The organism is Nocardia rhizosphaerae, from assembly GCF_042650365.1.
GTDB classification, from domain to species: Bacteria; Actinomycetota; Actinomycetes; order Mycobacteriales; family Mycobacteriaceae; genus Nocardia; species Nocardia rhizosphaerae.
In genome coordinates this window covers 126134-141164 of the sequence record NZ_JBHSBA010000003.1, presented here as the reverse complement: position 1 = coordinate 141164, position 15031 = coordinate 126134, and the positions used below count along the sequence as shown (strand labels likewise).

Annotated in this window: 11 protein-coding genes; 6 read left to right on the top strand and 5 right to left on the bottom strand. The window is 70.6% G+C overall.

Annotated features, from left to right (window positions below; translation table 11 throughout):
- Positions 1–113: 113 nt before the first annotated feature.
- The 4 genes from ACFOW8_RS02195 to ACFOW8_RS02180 all read right to left on the bottom strand — a co-directional run bounded on the left by ACFOW8_RS02195 (position 114) and on the right by ACFOW8_RS02180 (position 6329).
- Positions 114–4346 (bottom strand): alpha-(1->3)-arabinofuranosyltransferase, encoded by a 4233-nt coding sequence (locus tag ACFOW8_RS02195; protein ID WP_378548383.1) that lies wholly within the window; start codon positions 4344–4346, stop codon positions 114–116.
- Positions 4306–4476, bottom strand: coding sequence for a DUF2613 domain-containing protein (locus tag ACFOW8_RS02190; RefSeq protein WP_022566695.1), 171 nt, complete (start codon positions 4474–4476; stop codon positions 4306–4308). Before ACFOW8_RS02190 ends, ACFOW8_RS02195 begins: the two co-directional genes overlap by 41 nt.
- 67 nt (positions 4477–4543) lie before the next feature.
- The gene (locus ACFOW8_RS02185) at positions 4544–5656 is read right to left on the bottom strand and encodes an isochorismate synthase (RefSeq protein ID WP_378544622.1); all 1113 of its coding nucleotides are present in this window, start codon (positions 5654–5656) and stop codon (positions 4544–4546) included.
- A 205-nt stretch (positions 5657–5861) separates the two neighbouring features.
- Positions 5862–6329: a universal stress protein gene (locus ACFOW8_RS02180; RefSeq protein WP_378544619.1), complete on the bottom strand. Its 468-nt coding sequence runs from the start codon at positions 6327–6329 to the stop codon at positions 5862–5864.
- A 113-nt stretch (positions 6330–6442) separates the two neighbouring features.
- On the opposite strand from ACFOW8_RS02180, the gene ACFOW8_RS02175 reads away from it, so the two are divergent.
- The 3 genes from ACFOW8_RS02175 to ACFOW8_RS02165 all read left to right on the top strand — a co-directional run bounded on the left by ACFOW8_RS02175 (position 6443) and on the right by ACFOW8_RS02165 (position 9648).
- A complete protein-coding gene (locus ACFOW8_RS02175) occupies positions 6443–7618 on the top strand; it encodes a glycoside hydrolase family 3 N-terminal domain-containing protein (protein WP_378544616.1) in 1176 nt (391 codons plus the stop codon).
- A gap of 86 nt (positions 7619–7704) precedes the next feature.
- The gene (locus ACFOW8_RS02170; RefSeq protein WP_110037727.1) at positions 7705–8304 is read left to right on the top strand and encodes a TetR/AcrR family transcriptional regulator; all 600 of its coding nucleotides are present in this window, start codon (positions 7705–7707) and stop codon (positions 8302–8304) included.
- A 75-nt stretch (positions 8305–8379) separates the two neighbouring features.
- Entirely contained in the window at positions 8380–9648 is a 1269-nt protein-coding gene (locus ACFOW8_RS02165) for a DUF5685 family protein (protein WP_378544613.1), read from the top strand.
- A 7-nt stretch (positions 9649–9655) separates the two neighbouring features.
- Here the strand turns inward: ACFOW8_RS02165 and ACFOW8_RS02160 are convergent, their stop codons facing one another.
- Complete coding sequence (locus ACFOW8_RS02160) at positions 9656–11524, bottom strand: VanW family protein (protein ID WP_378544610.1); 1869 nt, start codon at positions 11522–11524, stop codon at positions 9656–9658.
- A 336-nt stretch (positions 11525–11860) separates the two neighbouring features.
- Here ACFOW8_RS02160 and gnd point away from each other — a divergent pair, with 336 nt between their 5' ends.
- From gnd to ACFOW8_RS02145, 3 genes are all read left to right on the top strand, one after another.
- Positions 11861–12892 (top strand): phosphogluconate dehydrogenase (NAD(+)-dependent, decarboxylating), encoded by a 1032-nt coding sequence (gene gnd, locus ACFOW8_RS02155; RefSeq protein WP_378544607.1) that lies wholly within the window; start codon positions 11861–11863, stop codon positions 12890–12892.
- A gap of 277 nt (positions 12893–13169) precedes the next feature.
- Positions 13170–13871, top strand: coding sequence for a hypothetical protein (locus tag ACFOW8_RS02150; protein WP_378544604.1), 702 nt, complete (start codon positions 13170–13172; stop codon positions 13869–13871).
- A 117-nt stretch (positions 13872–13988) separates the two neighbouring features.
- Positions 13989–14975, top strand: coding sequence for an alpha/beta hydrolase (locus tag ACFOW8_RS02145; protein ID WP_378544601.1), 987 nt, complete (start codon positions 13989–13991; stop codon positions 14973–14975).
- Positions 14976–15031: the final 56 nt, after the last annotated feature.

The window sequence follows — 15031 nt, the reverse complement described above, 5'->3', positions numbered from 1 at the left end:
TCCACTTATCTCGATTGTTGTCGTGATTCGCGCGAGTTCGACGGAAAGTGTGTGGCCGGCGCGGGACCGGCGCCGGACGGTGAAGGGGTCGCGACGGCTCGACCACCGACGAGTCAGCGCCGACGGGGCGGCAGGGCCGCGACGCCGACGGCGACGACCGCGATGACGGCCGGCGCCTGCGCCCAGATCGAGCCGCCCATATACGGTGTCCCGGATCGCCAGGGCCCCGTCGACAGCGCGGCCGCCGACAGCATGGTCCCGAGTCCGGCCACGTACGGCAGCACCCGCGCCGTGAGTGCCGAGCGGAAGTGGCTGCACCCCAGCGTGATCAGCGTGAGCGCCGCTCCGATCGGTCCGGCCACCACCGTGACCACCCCGGTCAGGCCGACGGCGCCGGTCCACCGCGCGCCCCAGGTCCCAGGTGCCGGGCCGACCTGACGGATCGGGCCCCGCCGCGGAATCGCCAGTAGTACCAGCGGGATCAGCAGCAGCAGACCGCCGAAGATCGCCAGCCGGTACCAGCGGTCGGCGGGGAACGACACGGTGATGTCCCCGGTCGAACCGGCTGGCACCAGCCAGCCCTGCTGCCAGCCGCCGACCACGACCGGCGTCAATTCCCGCCCGTCGCCGGTGTGCGCCTGCCAGCCGACATTGGTGCTCAGCGGCAGGACCAGCAGCTCGGTATCCGGGCTGGCGGGAGCCGGCGCGACCGGATCGGTGCGGACGAGTCGCAGCCGGTCGACGGTGAACAGTTCGGTGGGCGCCACGGTGAGGTCGGGATGGCCGGGCAGCAGCTCGACATCGGCCGTGTCCTCGGTGCAGGCCCGCGCGGAAACCGGTGCGCCCGAGCGGAGTTCGTCGACCGTGGCGGTGACCGTGGTGTGCACGGTGCGCCCACCGACGGCGATCACCGGGCCGTCCGCGCAACCGATGGTGACGAGCCGGTCGCCGGGCGCCGGCGCCGGATACTCCGGTCCGAGCACTTCCACCTCGGCGAGTCCGGCGGGCTGGGTGAGCACGAAGCCGAGCGCGGTGCGGTCGAGCACCTCGTTCCAGGTCAGGATGCTGAGCTCGATGCGGTCGGTGACGGTGGGGCGCAGGGAGATCCGGGCGGGTTCGCCGTGCTCGCGTTCGGGCAGCTCGCGTACCTGCGGTCCGTTGCCGAGATCGACCGCCACCGAGGTAGCGGTCGCGGGCAGGCCGCCGAGCGCGGTGGTGAGGTCGAGCCCGTTGACCTCCGCTGGTTCCGGAAGTTCCAGTACCAGCGTCGGTTTGGCGCCCGCCAGCTCGCGGACGGTCGATTCCGGCGCGGTCCATGTCGTCCTCGGGTCGCCGTCGGTGGCGGCGAAGGCGGCACCGCGCAGATCGGCGACATCGGCGTTGCCGCGCGCCACCGGCCTTGCGTGGTCGGTGAGCAGGGCTTCCAGCGCCGGTCCCGGTCTGGTGCGGACGGTCAGGTCGGTGGCGACGGTGAGCGGTTCCGGCACCGCGAGCGTGCGGCCGAACACTCCGGGTTCCTCGGCGGGCAGCCCGAGCCCCTTGCTGCAGTGCACCCGGAGCGGTCCGTCGAAACAGGCGCTGCGACCGGGGAATTCCTGGCCGAGGTCCCACCCGGTGATTGTGGTCCCCGCCGGGAGATCGGGCAGCACCACGCGATGCCGGATATCGACCCGGATCGGCGCGTCGCGCACGGTGTAGTCGTCGAGGGTGAGTTCGCTGATCCCGAATTGGCCACCGCGGGTACCGGTTTCGGTACGGGCGGCGGTGATCTGCACCCAGTCGGTACTGCCCGCGGGGAGCGGGACGCTCACGGGCGCACCGGGTCTGGTGATTCGCACCGACACTGTGCCGCGCGCGGTACGCACCTCGACCCACTTCACCGGGTCGCCGAGCGCGGCCGCGGTGGTGGTGAAGCGCAGCGAACCGGTGCTGATCGGCTGGTCCAGATCGAGCCGGAGCCACTGTCCGAGTGCGGATTCGGCACCGTTGCTGATCCACGCCGTGCTCGGATCGCCGTCGACAGCGGCGGCGGTGGAACTGCCAGGCGCGCTGCCACCGATCTGGGTGGCGTCGGCGGCCGAACTCGACGCGGTCACCTTCGCGCCCGACCATTCCCCGCGCACCAGCGGAATGCCGTCGACCGGGTAGTCGGGCACCAGATTGTGGGTGCGCCGCGCGTCGTCGGCGGCGCGCACCGCCGAATTGTGGTTGTCGACCCGGCCGAAGTCGGTTTCCCGGTCCATCGGCGTGTCGGTCACCAGCATCGGCTCCGCCGGTAGTCCGGCACGCGCGGCGTCGGCGGTGAGCAGCATCGGGACGGCGGGGTCCGCGGTGCCGCGCCGGACGCGCTCGAGCACTTCTGGGCCGCCGTGCACGACCGGCACCGCGTCGAGCGGAACCGTGTACGCGCCGGGGAATTCCGGGGGTGCGCCGGTGCCGGACCGCACCTCGACCGGTGTTCCGGGTGGCGGCACCTCGACCCGGTAGATCTCGATCGCCGGATACGACGGTTGCAGATCGTTGTCGACCACCAGCCCGGCGTCGGCGGCCTTCGGTCCGATCAGCGCGCCGAACTCGGCCACCTTGGTCAGTCCCGGCGAACCCTCGATCGCCCGATGCGCCAGCATCGGCCGGGTGGATCTCGAGGTCTCCTGGTCGAGGTCGTTGCGCAGGACCAGCACCCCGATGCCCTGGTCGGCGAGGGTCGCGGCGAGTCCGGCCGACGGCCTGCCGTCGGCGATCAGCCGCTGCACCGAATCCATCGCGCGGATGGTGCCGGGCGGATTCAGCGGCACCGCGTCGCGCACCGCCCACGGCGTGCTCGCCAGCGCTTGGAGCGGTTCGTCGCGGGTGAGTCCCCAGATCTGGCTGCCGAACGGGGCGCCGGGCACCACGAGCGCGCGGGTATCGGCGGCGTTGTCGGCCAGCCAGTCGGCGGTATCGGTCCAGTACGCGGGCACCCGGTCGTAGGCGCCGCGCGGGGCGAGCCTGCCGGTCCATGCCAGCGAGGTGGCCAGCGTGAGCGCGGCCAGGATCAGCGCGGCGACGGCGACGAGCCGATCCCGTTCGGGATGGGCGAAGGCGTCGCGCCACTGGCGCATCGGTACCGAGGCCGGCAACGCCACCCGCCCGAGCAGATGGGCGAGGCCGACCACCAGCGGCAGGCGGATCAGCGGCTCGAGCTTGTGCACGTTGCGCAGCGGCGCGCCACCAGAATCCAGGAACACCCGCACCGCGTCGGCGAAAGGGCCGCCGAGCGTGCCGACGTACCCGGCGCAGATGCCGGCCAGCCCGACACACAGGATCAGCGTGAACCGCCCGCGGTACGGCATCGACGATCTCGCCAGCCCGGCCATACCGGCGGCCGCGAGCAGCCCGGTGGCGAGCACCGCGGCGGGCTGGGTCACCAGCACCGCGCCCGCGATCCGCTCGGGGGAGACGAAGGGTGTCCAGCTGTCGGTGCCGCGCAGCACTTCGGCCAGCGAAGCCCACTGCGTGGTCACACCAGACGACTCGATGTAGTCCAGGAACGGCGGGCTCACCCGGCCGAGCAGCAGCAGCGGCACCACCCACCAGAAGGTGGCGAGTACCAGCAGCGGAATCCAGGCCGCGGTGAACCGCCACCACCGCCGGTTGGGCCGGTACGAGGCCCACCACAGCGCGGCGGGCAGGAAGGCGGCCACGGTCGCGACGGCGTTCACCGACCCCATCAGCGCCAGGGCCAGCGCGCTGCCCGCGGGGGAACGCGCGCCGCCACGGCGGACAGTATCCGATTGCGCCGCAACGTCATTCGAACCGCGCCGCAACGTCATCCCGAGCGCGGCAGGGGCGAGCAGTACCCACGGCGCCAGCATCATCGGCAGCGTCTCCGAGGAGATCGAACCGAGCGTGGTGAGTACCCGCGGCGACAGCGCGAAGGCGATGCCGGCGATCACCCGTGATCCGCGCGCGCCGATCCCCAGCGTCTCGCACAGCTTCACCACACCCCAGAACCCGGCGAGCAGCAGCAGCGCCCACCAGACGCGCTGGGTCACCCAGGCGGGGATGTGCAGGAGGTCACCGGCGGAGAAGAACGCGCCGTGCGGGAAGAAGTAGCCGTAGGCCTGATTCTGCACCTGGCCCATCGGGGCCTGACTGCTCCACAGGTGTGCGGCGCGCGCGAGAAAGCCGAGCGGATTCTCGGCGAGGTCGTACTTGGTGTCCGCGACGGTCAGGCCGGGGGCCTGCGCGAAGGTCAGGACGAAAGCGGCGAGAACCGAGCCGACGAACCAGCGCCAACCCAGGGGAGCCGCGCGGCCCCGCGACTCAGCGGCTGCCGTATTCAGGAGCGTTGAGCAGCGAGGAATCCTTGTCACCGCTGCGGTCGATCGAGGGCGCAGTGTTCTGCTGTACCGCGGCCGTGATCGCGAAGACGGCGATGGCGCTCAGCAGGGCGCCGCCGACCGCGCTGGCAACAGCCGGAACAGCAAACTTCATCGCGCACTCCAATTCCGCTCGACGTCGGGTGGTACTCCGGTCAACCTAGCAGGTCCGCCCCCGTTGGTCAGTCTTCGGGGACGTGGCATCCCAGCGCGCCGAGCAGGGTGCGGAACTTGGCCGTGGTCTCGGCCAGTTCGGCCTCGGGTTCCGAGGCGGCGACGAGGCCGCCACCGGCGCTGGCCCGCAGCGTGCGCCGGTCGGCGGCGAGCTCGGCGCCCCGGATGGCGACCACCCATTCGCCGTCGCCGTCCTCGGCGCACCAGCCGACAGCGCCGCCGTAGAAGCCGCGGCGCGGTTCGTCGGCGGTGATGGCGGCGAGCGCGGCGGCGAACGGCGTGCCGTTCACGGCGGGCGTCGGATGCAGCAGCAGCGCCAGCTCGAGCGCGGTGCGCGCCGGGTCGCGCAGTACGCCGTGGATCGGGGTGGCCAGGTGCCAGACCTGCTCGGTGCTCAGCAGTTCGGGGACGGCGGGGATGTGTAGTTCGGCGCACTCCGGGGTGAGCCGCTCCCGGATCCACTCGACGACGTAGCGGTGTTCGTCGTGATTCTTGCCGCTGGCGAGCAGCTGCCTTGCCTGCTCGGCATCGGCGGCCGGATCGGCGAGCCGGGGCAGCGTGCCCGCCAGCGGATGCAGGCTCACGCGGGCGCCGTGCCGCGCGAGGAGTACCTCGGGGGTCGCGCCGAGCAGCGTCTCGCCCGGCCTGCCCGCCGCGGTCAGGTCGACCGCGTACACGTTCGCGCCCGGATACCTGGTCAGCAGCTGACCGGCCACCACTTCCGGTTCCAGCACCGCGTCGGCCTCGATCAGCATCGTCCGCGCCGCGACCACCTTGCGCAGGTCGGCGCCGGGTTCACCGAGCGTGCGCACCAGTTTTTCGACTCGAGCCAGATGATCCGCCGGGCTCGGCACCTGCGCGATCACCCGCACGTCGGGTAACGGGGGTAGCGCGGCGGGCCGCCACGGACCTGCCGTGTGCAGCGCGGTCTCCGGCTGCCAGAGCGCGGCGGGTTCGGTCGGGTCGAACGGCAGCGCGCCGACCACCAGTCGCGGCCCGGCACCCGCGCCGGACCGCCGTTTGCGCAACGCGGCGACCGCCTGCTCCGGGTCGGGGAACCTCGTGCGTTCACCGGTGGCGCGCAGGACCGAGTCGGGGCGGGCGAGCAGGAAACGGTTCACCTCGCCACGACCGCCCGTCCGGTACCGGGGGACACCGCGGGGCCGGGGCGTTCCGGCCCGGATCGTCTCAGCCGGCGCGCGGTCGTCGCGCCGGACACGGCTCCGGCGCTGGTGAAGCGCGATCTCGACGTCGAGCGGGCGGTCCGTTCCATGTCTCGACCATAGCGCCGCGACGGGCGAGCGCGGCCGGACAGCGATCGAACTCTCAGTGGTCGGGCGGCACCAGGAAGACCGGCCGGTGTCCGTGCTTGAGCACCGCCTCGGCGACACTGCTGTGCAGCAGCGCGCGCAGTCCGCTCGCCCCGCGGGTGCCCGCGACGATGATGTCTACGTCGAGCTCGTCGGCGGTGTCGACGATCGCGTTCCAGATCGTCGTCGTGCACTCGACGGTGCGCGCCTCGGTGGTGATGCCTGCCAGGTGGGCCAGGTGCGCGCCCTCGGCGTTGATCCGGCGGGCATCGGTGTAGGCGATGTCCTCGATCTCCTCGTCGGGCACCCATTCCGGTTGCATCACCCCGGCCAGCCCGGAGATGCGGGCGGCCTGACGCACCATCGGCTCCCAGGCGGTGAGCAGGATGGCGCGCTCGGCGGTGAGGAAACGACCCGCGTACTCGATGGCGCGTTTGGCATGTTCGGAACCGTCGTAGGCGATGAGCATCCGATCGCAAGCCATGACGACCTCCTGCGCTGGTACAGCGTCTGTGCTGCACAGATTACCCGCGCGCGAGCGGTTCCAATCGGTATCCGTGCGGCGGTTCGCCGCGGGATCGGGCTACCGTGGAGCGCATGCGGAAATCGCCTGTGGTCGTGTTCGCAGTCCTGGCAGCCGTCGCCACGGCCTGCTCGGGTGGCTCGTCCACCGAGCCGACGCCCGCGGCGAGCGGCACCGGTGTGCCCGCGTCGGCGTCCGGCGAGCCGGGTTCGCCCGCCACCGCCACGCCGGTCCAAAGCCCGTGCGGCGCGGACTATCTCGCGCGATTCACGCAGCGCGAGAAGCTGGCCCAACTGCTGACCGTCGGCATCACCGGCGCGGCGGACGCGTCGAATGTGGTGAGCACCGAACAGGTCGGTGGCATCTTCATCGGCAGCTGGACCGATCCGGCCCTGATGAACAAGGCCGCGCTGGATGGGGTGCAGGCGCTGGCCAAGGCGCCGTTGATGGTCACCATCGACGAAGAGGGCGGCCGGGTCTCGCGGGCGAAGAACCTGATCGGCGCCGCGCCGTCGGCCCGGGTGGTCGCCCAGACCCAGACGCCGGAGGAGCACTACCAGAACACGCTCACTCGCTCGCAGGCGCTGAAGGACCTCGGCATCACCGTCGACTTCGCGCCGGACACCGATGTGAGCAGCCAGCCCGCCAACAGCGTGATCGGCGACCGCTCCTACAGCGACGATCCGCAGGTCGTCACCACCTACGCCGACGCCTACATCCGCGCGTCCAACGAGGTCGGGCTCGGCTCGGTGATCAAGCATTTCCCCGGTCACGGCTCCGGCTCCGGCGATTCGCACACCGGCGCGGTCCGCACGCCCTCGCTGTCGGAACTGCAGGACTCCGACCTCGTCCCGTTCCGCAACCTGGTGAACTCGGGTGCCGCGGTGATGGTCGGTCACCTCGACGTGCCCGGCCTGACCGAACCCGACACCCCCGCCAGCATCAGCCCCGCCGCGATGACGTTGCTGCGCGAGGGCACCGGCTACGGCGCACCGCCGTTCGACGGTCCGATCTTCACCGACGATCTGGGTGGTATGGCCGCCATCACGGCCCGGATGTCCATCGCCGAGGCGGTCGAGGCCGCGCTCGTCGCAGGCGCCGACAATGCCCTGTGGATCAGCACCGACGCGGTGCCGCAGGTGCTCGACCGTTTGGAACAGTCGGTGGCTGGTGGCAAACTGCCCGCCGACCGGGTCGATGCCTCGGTTCTGCGGATGGCGCGCTACAAGGGCGTGCCGCTGGGCTGCTGAGGTCGTCCGGCGACTCCGCGGCAAATGGGTACGGGTGAACTTACCTTGGAGTAAGATAGGTGTTTCACCCTGCGGTAGGAGAGTGGATGGCGGGCGGAACGAAGCGACTTCCCCGGGCGGTTCGTGAGCAACAGATGCTCGATGCCGCGGTCGAGGTGTTCGCACGCAAGGGCTTCCACGATACGTCCATGGACGCCATCGCGGCCGAGGCCAAGATCTCCAAGCCCATGCTCTACCTGTATTACGGCTCGAAGGACGAGCTGTTCCGCGCGTGCATCCAGCGCGAGGGCCTGCGGTTCATCGAAGCCGTGGCGCCCGCGGGCAATCCACAGCTCACCCCGCACGAGCAGGTCCGCACCGCCCTCGAGGGGTTCCTCGATTTCGTCGACCGCAACCGGCAGTCCTGGCAGGTGCTCTACCGGCAGGCAATCGGGCAGCAAGCGTTCGCCTCGGAAATCGACAACGCGCGCGAGCGGGTCATCGAGCTCACCGCGAAGCTGCTGGAATCCAGCGCCAAGCACGCCGATCCAGGCACCAATTTCGAGGTGGTCGCGGCCGCGGTGATCGGGGCAGGCGAGGCGATCGCCGACCGGGTCGCGGGCGGCCGGATCGAGGTGGCCGAGGCCGTCGATCTGCTCGACGACCTGGCCTGGCGTGGTCTGGCCGGTCGCAAGAAGACCGAGTAGCCCGCCAGCTGTTGCCGAGCTCTGCCCCAGGTGCGAAGCTGCACCGTTGGATCTCGCACGGCAGACGGGGTGGCAGTGTTCGGTGTGTTGAGGCCGTGTGCGCACGGTGCGGCGAAGTACGGCATCGATCCGGGGCAGTGGCAGGCGCACATGTGCGGGCTGTGTCTCGGCCTGCGTGACGGGCACGGTCAGCTGGCCCGCGCGGCGACAAATACCGACGCGATCGTTCTCAGCGTGCTCACCGAAGCCCAGTCCGGCGCGACCGGCTCGCGCACGGCCGCAGGCCCGTGCCCACTGCGCGGCATGCGGCGCGCAACGGTGGTCGCGGGGGACGCTCCGGGCATCCAGCTCGCCGCGACGGCATCGCTGCTGCTCGGCGCGGCCGCGGTCGGCGATCACGTCGACGACGGCGACGCAGGGCGATTCGCGCGCAGGCCGATGCGCGGGCTAGCCGGGCGCTGGTCGGCCGCCGCGCAGGCGCAGGCCGACCGCATCGGACTCGACATCGGTCCCTTGCGCACCGCCATCGCGAGTCAGGCGGAGATCGAGGCCAGGACGCTCGGCCCGAGTGCAAGATCCGCCCCGATGCCCGCCACCGGGACGACCGCCGACACGGTCGGCGCGGGGGCGATGGCGCCGGCGGGCCATCCGAGGCCGGTGTCCTCGGTGGTTCGGCCCCCGGCGCTTCCAGCCACGGATCGCACCTCGGTGACACTCGACAACCTGACCGCCCCGAGCCAGCTCTGCGCCGCGACCCTGTTCGGTCACACCGCCGTCCTGGCCGGTCGCCCGGAAAACGTTGCGGCACTGCGGGAAATCGGCAGCCAGATCGGCCGGATCGCGCACCTGGCCGACGCCGTCGAAGACCTCGACCGCGACCGCGAGCGCGGCCGCTTCAATCCGCTCGACGCCACCGGGACCACGCTGCCGCGCGCCTTCGACCTGTTGCGCGAGAGCGAATCCAAGATCCGGTACGCGGCGAAGGCGGCCGAACTCGACCGGCTGCCCGCGGTCCGCTGGGCCCTGCTCGACCCGCTGACCGCCCTGTTGCACCGCATCGGGCACGGTCTCGGCTTCGCGGTCGGGCGCGCATGCCGCACTTCGCCTGTCGCCCAGCGCACTTCGCGTCCGTCGCGGCGGCCGACCAGGCCAGGTCCGCTGCAGGCGGGCGGGCTCGTGCTCGGCGTCTACTGCACCGGCGTCGCCTGCTGCGCCGAGCACACCAACCCGTGCACCGGCGAGCGCAAGCCGTCCTGGGCACAGCGTTGCGGCTGCGACTGCGGCAGTTGCGGTGACTGCTGCAGCTGCTGCGGCGAGGACGGCTGCTGCGGCTGCGACTGCTAGGAAATCCTCACTCGCACTTCACCACCGGGATCGGGTCGTACTTGACGGTCCTGGTGTGGCGCGACACCTGCGCGCCGGTCAGATCGGTGATGACTCTCGTGTCGGAGATGGTGAAGCCGGGTGCGCCCTCGGTGGCGATGCAGTCGGGGCCCTCGGGCAGCGTGATCTCCTCCGGCTCGGTCGGTTTCGACTTCTCGCCGGTGATCGACTCCACGTTCACGGTCTTGGTGCCCCACAGCCGCACCGTGATGTTCGAACTGGTCGTGATGGTCTCGATGTAGATACCGCTGGCGGACGTATTGCGGAACGCCAGGTCGATCGCGCCGTCGAACACGGTGGCCTCGCGCGCCGCGGGATAGCGCGAGATGTAGTAGCTGTGCTCGGTGTGGCCCGCGTCCTCCATGCCGGCGAAGTAGGCGGCGTTGTAGAGGGTGGTGGCGAACTGGCTGATGCCGCCGCCGACCGCGGTGCTCGGCCTGCCCTTGTCGATGATGCCGGATTCGACGTAGCCCTCCGCGGCGGTGCGCGGACCGGTGAAGCCGTTGAGCGAGAACGTATCTCCCGGCTTCACCACCGCGCCGTTCACCTTGGCGGCGACGGTGCGGATGTTCACCCCGGACGGCCCGCTGAACCCACCGGTGGTGAACTCGCCGACCACCTCGTTGACGCCGAGTCCCTCGGCCGCCTCGGTGGTGAGCTCGGGCTCCACCCGGGTGAACACGGCCTCGACGGTCCGGTCGCCCTGCTGCGTGAGCAGCGCGGGCAGTTGTTCCAGCGTCTTGGGCCAGTCGATCTTGTTCCCGACCACGGCGGGCACCACGGTCGGCTTGCCCGCGCCGACGGCGAAGGTGGCGTCCTTCGGCTCGATCTCCGCGGCGGCCAGCTGCGGGGCGAGCAGGGCGATGGCAGCGTCGTTGTCGATCCGCGGCGCGAGGCCACCGTTCCCGTCCGGGACGAAGCCGAGCACGGTCGCGATCTGTTCCGGGGCGAGCACGCCCGCGACGTCCTTGCCCTCCGCGTCCTTCCCGGTCACCGTGACCGGCGCGGCGACGGCGGGGGCGGCGATATCACGCAGCGCCGCCTGCACCGCCTCGGTGCGGACCGCGACGGGCGCCGCGACCACCGGCAGGTGCAGCTCGCTGCTCGCGGCCCAGCGCTCGGTGATGACGGTGCGCGCGGTGGCGGTGTCGAGCACCCGGCCCGGCACCGGCGGTACGGCGACCGGCGTACCGTTCTCGAACCGCACGGTGCCCTCGACGGTCGGGTCGTCGTGGGTCTGGAACTCGGCCACCTGCCGGTCGAGCGCCGCGGCGTCGACGGTGCTCACCACCGGCACCTCCCTGGTGCCGAACAGCGAGATCAGACGGCGTACCGGGTTGAGCGGCTGGTCGCCGATCGCGGTCCAGGTGCCGTCGTAGTCCACCTGGAGTCCGGCTTCGGCGGGGATCATGGTGTCGGCCACATCGCCGATGTGCACCGGGAGCACCTGCGCGGCCTTCGGGTCGAGTTCGGCGCGCAGCAGGGCGTCGGCGCCCGCTTTGTCCATGCCGCCGATCTCCACCCCGGCGACGACGACACCGCGCGGCACCTCGCCGCTGGTCAGCGCCAGGTCGGCCAGGTAGGCGGCGGTACCGACCGCGAAGGCGGCGCCGACGGCGATGCCGATCCGCTTGGCCAGCTGCTGGTTGCCCGAACCGGTCGGCGGCTGCGATGCGCGCGCGGCCGACCAGCGGTCACCGGAGGGGTTGCTGATCGGCTGGACGGGCAGAACAGTGGTGTCGGCATCGAACGTGCGGTTAGCTTCGAGCAGCTTGCGTAGTCCGACCTCGCCCTGTTGCCGGCCTGCCGGGTGTCCGGCGTTCGACTCGCTGGGCACGGAGGTCCTTCCGTCGTGAGTGATGGCGTCGTCCTGGATCAGGTGCGCCTGGCCCCGGATATTCGCGGGCCCCCGGCCAAGGGTAGCGGGGTCGGTCGGTCCCGGCAGCCCGGCGAGGAGTGGGTGGACAGCAGGAAGGCTCCGCGTAGTTGCCGGGTCGGGGGTCTGGCAACTACACGGAGCCAACCTGTTTATCGCCCCTCCTACCGGGGTGTTACACCCTGTCCGCAGATTATTTTCCGCGCCCAGGTGACGCTGCCGAGCGCGCCGGTCCAGCCAACCGGGACAATCGGAGGTGAGACTCGACACCAGGCACCGGACAACGAGGGAGAACTGATGCAGCTGGGAATGATCGGCCTGGGCCGGATGGGCGCCAATATCGTGCGCCGCATCGTGCGGGACGGGAACACCGCTGTCGGTCACGAACGCCATCAGGGCCACATCGACGAGCTGTCGGCCGAGCTCGGTGACAGCTTCACCGGCAGCACCGACCTGAAGGAATTCCTCGGCATGCTCGACGCGCCCCGCGTGGTCTGGGTGATGATCCCGGCCGGGGCGACCGGCGCCGTCATCGACGAACTCGCCGAGCTGCTCGAGCCGGGCGACATCGTCATCGACGGCGGCAACAGCCGCTACCACGAGGACATCAAGCGGTCGAAGGCATTGGCGCCCAAGGGTATCCACTACCTGGATGTGGGCACCTCGGGCGGCGTGTTCGGCCTCGAGCGCGGCTTCTGCCTGATGATCGGCGGTGCGGCCGAGCAGGTGAAGTACCTCGAACCGCTGTTCAAGTCGATCGCGCCGGGTGTCGACGCGGCGCCGCGCACGCCTGGCCGCACCGGCGAGCCGTCCCCAGCCGAGCAGGGTTGGCTGCACTGTGGCCCCGCCGGCGCGGGCCACTTCGTGAAGATGGTGCACAACGGCATCGAGTACGGCGCCATGGCGGCCTACGCCGAGGGGCTCAACATCCTCGAGCACGCCGATATGGGCGCCGGGCACGACGGCGGCGAGCACTCCGCCGAGGAAACCCCGCTGGAGCACCCCGAGTACTACCAGTACGACCTGAACCTGCCCGACATCACCGAGGTGTGGCGCCGCGGCTCGGTCGTGGCCTCCTGGCTGCTCGATCTCACCGCGGGCGCGCTCTACGCCGACCCGAATCTGGACAGTTACAGCGGCCGGGTCTCCGATTCCGGCGAGGGTCGCTGGACCATCGACGCCGCGATCGATACCGCGGTGCCGGTCCCGGTGCTCTCGGCGGCGTTGTTCCAGCGCTTCTCCTCACGGGGCGAGGCGCTCTATGCCGACAAGATGCTCTCGGCGATGCGCAAGGCGTTCGGCGGGCACAACGAGCTGCCGGGGAACTAGCCGTAAAGGTGGATTGACGGACCGAATCGGCCTTCCGCTGTTCAGGGGGAGGCCGATTCGCTGACTTTCGGGGCGATCGGACCGCACCGAAAACTCTCAGATCTTACGCCGGACGACCCGCGCCGGAGAGTAAAACGTGAATGTTCCACATAGATGAGAACATGTTCTTGTTTTCCAGGACAACTGTCCAGTCCGCCGGATACCTTCGAGGTCAGAGGGGGTAGATCGCTTGATGAGGACTCGTCCCGGCCGGACCGGCCGTGACATTGGAGGAAAAATGTTCCGGACTTCGCGTATCGCCGCAGGCGTCGCCACCACCGCTCTGGTCGTCGCCGGAGTCGGTGTCGGGCTCGGCACCGGCGTCGCCACCGCCGCGCCCACCTGCGCGGTGAGCAGTCACGCCGAGAAGAAGGATGCCAGCACGTGGGGTGTCACCCACGTCTACGACAAGACCGCCAGCGCCGAACAGATCGGCGTAGGCACCTCGGTGACCTACAAGGTCGTCGTCGGCACCACCGGCATCGGCAACCCGTACGTCAACACCATCACCGACTTCCCGCCCGTCGGTTTCGGGGCCCCCACCAAGACCACCATCACCGCATACCACGCGGTCGGCGGCCAGGTCACCGAAGAGGTCACGCCCGAGCCGAACGCGGGCGGCTGGAAGGTCACCAGCACCGGCTGGTTCGTCAACTCCGGCAACCCGGTCACCCTGACCATCACCTACCCGGTGCCGAGCAACCTCTCCGTCGGCCAGCAGGTCACCAGCGGTGGCGTCGGCGTCGCCGGCACGGTCGGCGTCAGCAACGAGATGCCCGGTCTCACCGCCTGTTTCACCGCACGCGGCGCCAACGCGGGTGAGTCCCTGCTCGGCAGCCTCGGCGACAACGGCCTCGGCTCCTCCGACGGGCAGCTCAGCTCCACCGGTTCGGTCACCGACATCCTCACCGACGTGCTGGGCAATCTGATCGGTAGCTGATCGCCCAGCATCTGGTCGCCGGGACGGTCTCGCGCTGCCGTCCCGGCGGTCTGGATTCTCGAAAGTCTTTTCTCCGCAGCCGCTTCCGGTTGCCGACTCGCTGAAGGAAACGTCGTGATGTTCACTGTGCGGGCCGTCGCGGCGTCCCTGCTGGCCCTGCTCATGTCGGTGACCGCGCCCGGCGCGGCGGGTGCCGACGGCTCGCGGCTCGACCGGATCGAACGCCCCGGGCAGCGGCAGCAGATACTGCATGTCTACTCGGCGGCCATGGACCGGGTGATCCCGCTCCAAGTGATCACGCCGCACGACACCAGCGCTCCGCGACCCACCCTGTACCTGCTCAACGGCGCGGGCGGTGGCGAGGACGTGGCGAACTGGTACAACCAGACCGACATCGTCCAGTTCTTCGCCGACAAGAACGTCAACGTGATCACCCCGGCGGCAGGCAAGTTCTCGTACTACACCGACTGGCTGCGCGACGATCCGAAACTCGGCCGCAACAAGTGGCAGACCTTCCTCACCGAGGAGCTGCCCCCGATCATCGACGACACCCTCAACACCACCGGCGTCAACGCCATTGCGGGACTGTCGATGGCGGCCACTGCCGTGCTCAACCTCGCGATCGCGGCCCCCGACCGCTACCGCGCCGTCGGCGCCTACAGCGGCTGCGCCTCGGTCGACGATCCACTCGGCCGCACCGCCGTCGAACTGGTGCTGGCCCGCGCCGGCGCCGACCCCGTGAATATGTGGGGCGACCCCGGCGCCCCCGCCTGGCGGCTCAACGACCCGTATCGCAACGCCGAACGCCTGCGCGGCAAGGCGATCTACCTTTCCAGCGCCACCGGCCTCCCGGGGCCCGCCGAGGCCATTCCGGCCGGCGCGACCCCCGGCAAGGTCATCGGCATGACCGACCAGATCCTGCTCGGCGGCGTCATCGAAGCCGCCGCCAATATCTGCACCCAGCGCCTGGCGGCCCGCCTACAGGAATTGCGCATCCCCGCCCACACCGTCTTCCGCCCCGCGGGCACCCACACCTGGGACTACTGGGAGGAGGATCTCCACCAGTCGTGGCCGCTGCTCGCCGAGGCGATAGGCGCGAGCTAAAAGATTGGATGACAAAGGAATTGGGGGCACCGCGAATCCGAAACAGTCGTAACACC

What these genes read in the sequence shown, in the direction of transcription:
- ACFOW8_RS02190 (WP_022566695.1), bottom strand. Translation starts at nt 4,476, where the DNA reads ATGAAGTTTGCTGTTCCGGCTGTTGCCAGCGCGGTCGGCGGCGCCCTG.
- ACFOW8_RS02180 (WP_378544619.1), bottom strand. Translation starts at nt 6,329, where the DNA reads ATGGCTTGCGATCGGATGCTCATCGCCTACGACGGTTCCGAACATGCC.
- ACFOW8_RS02175 (WP_378544616.1), top strand. Translation starts at nt 6,443, where the DNA reads ATGCGGAAATCGCCTGTGGTCGTGTTCGCAGTCCTGGCAGCCGTCGCC.
- ACFOW8_RS02170 (WP_110037727.1), top strand. Translation starts at nt 7,705, where the DNA reads ATGGCGGGCGGAACGAAGCGACTTCCCCGGGCGGTTCGTGAGCAACAG.
- gnd (WP_378544607.1), top strand. Translation starts at nt 11,861, where the DNA reads ATGCAGCTGGGAATGATCGGCCTGGGCCGGATGGGCGCCAATATCGTG.
- ACFOW8_RS02150 (WP_378544604.1), top strand. Translation starts at nt 13,170, where the DNA reads ATGTTCCGGACTTCGCGTATCGCCGCAGGCGTCGCCACCACCGCTCTG.
- ACFOW8_RS02145 (WP_378544601.1), top strand. Translation starts at nt 13,989, where the DNA reads ATGTTCACTGTGCGGGCCGTCGCGGCGTCCCTGCTGGCCCTGCTCATG.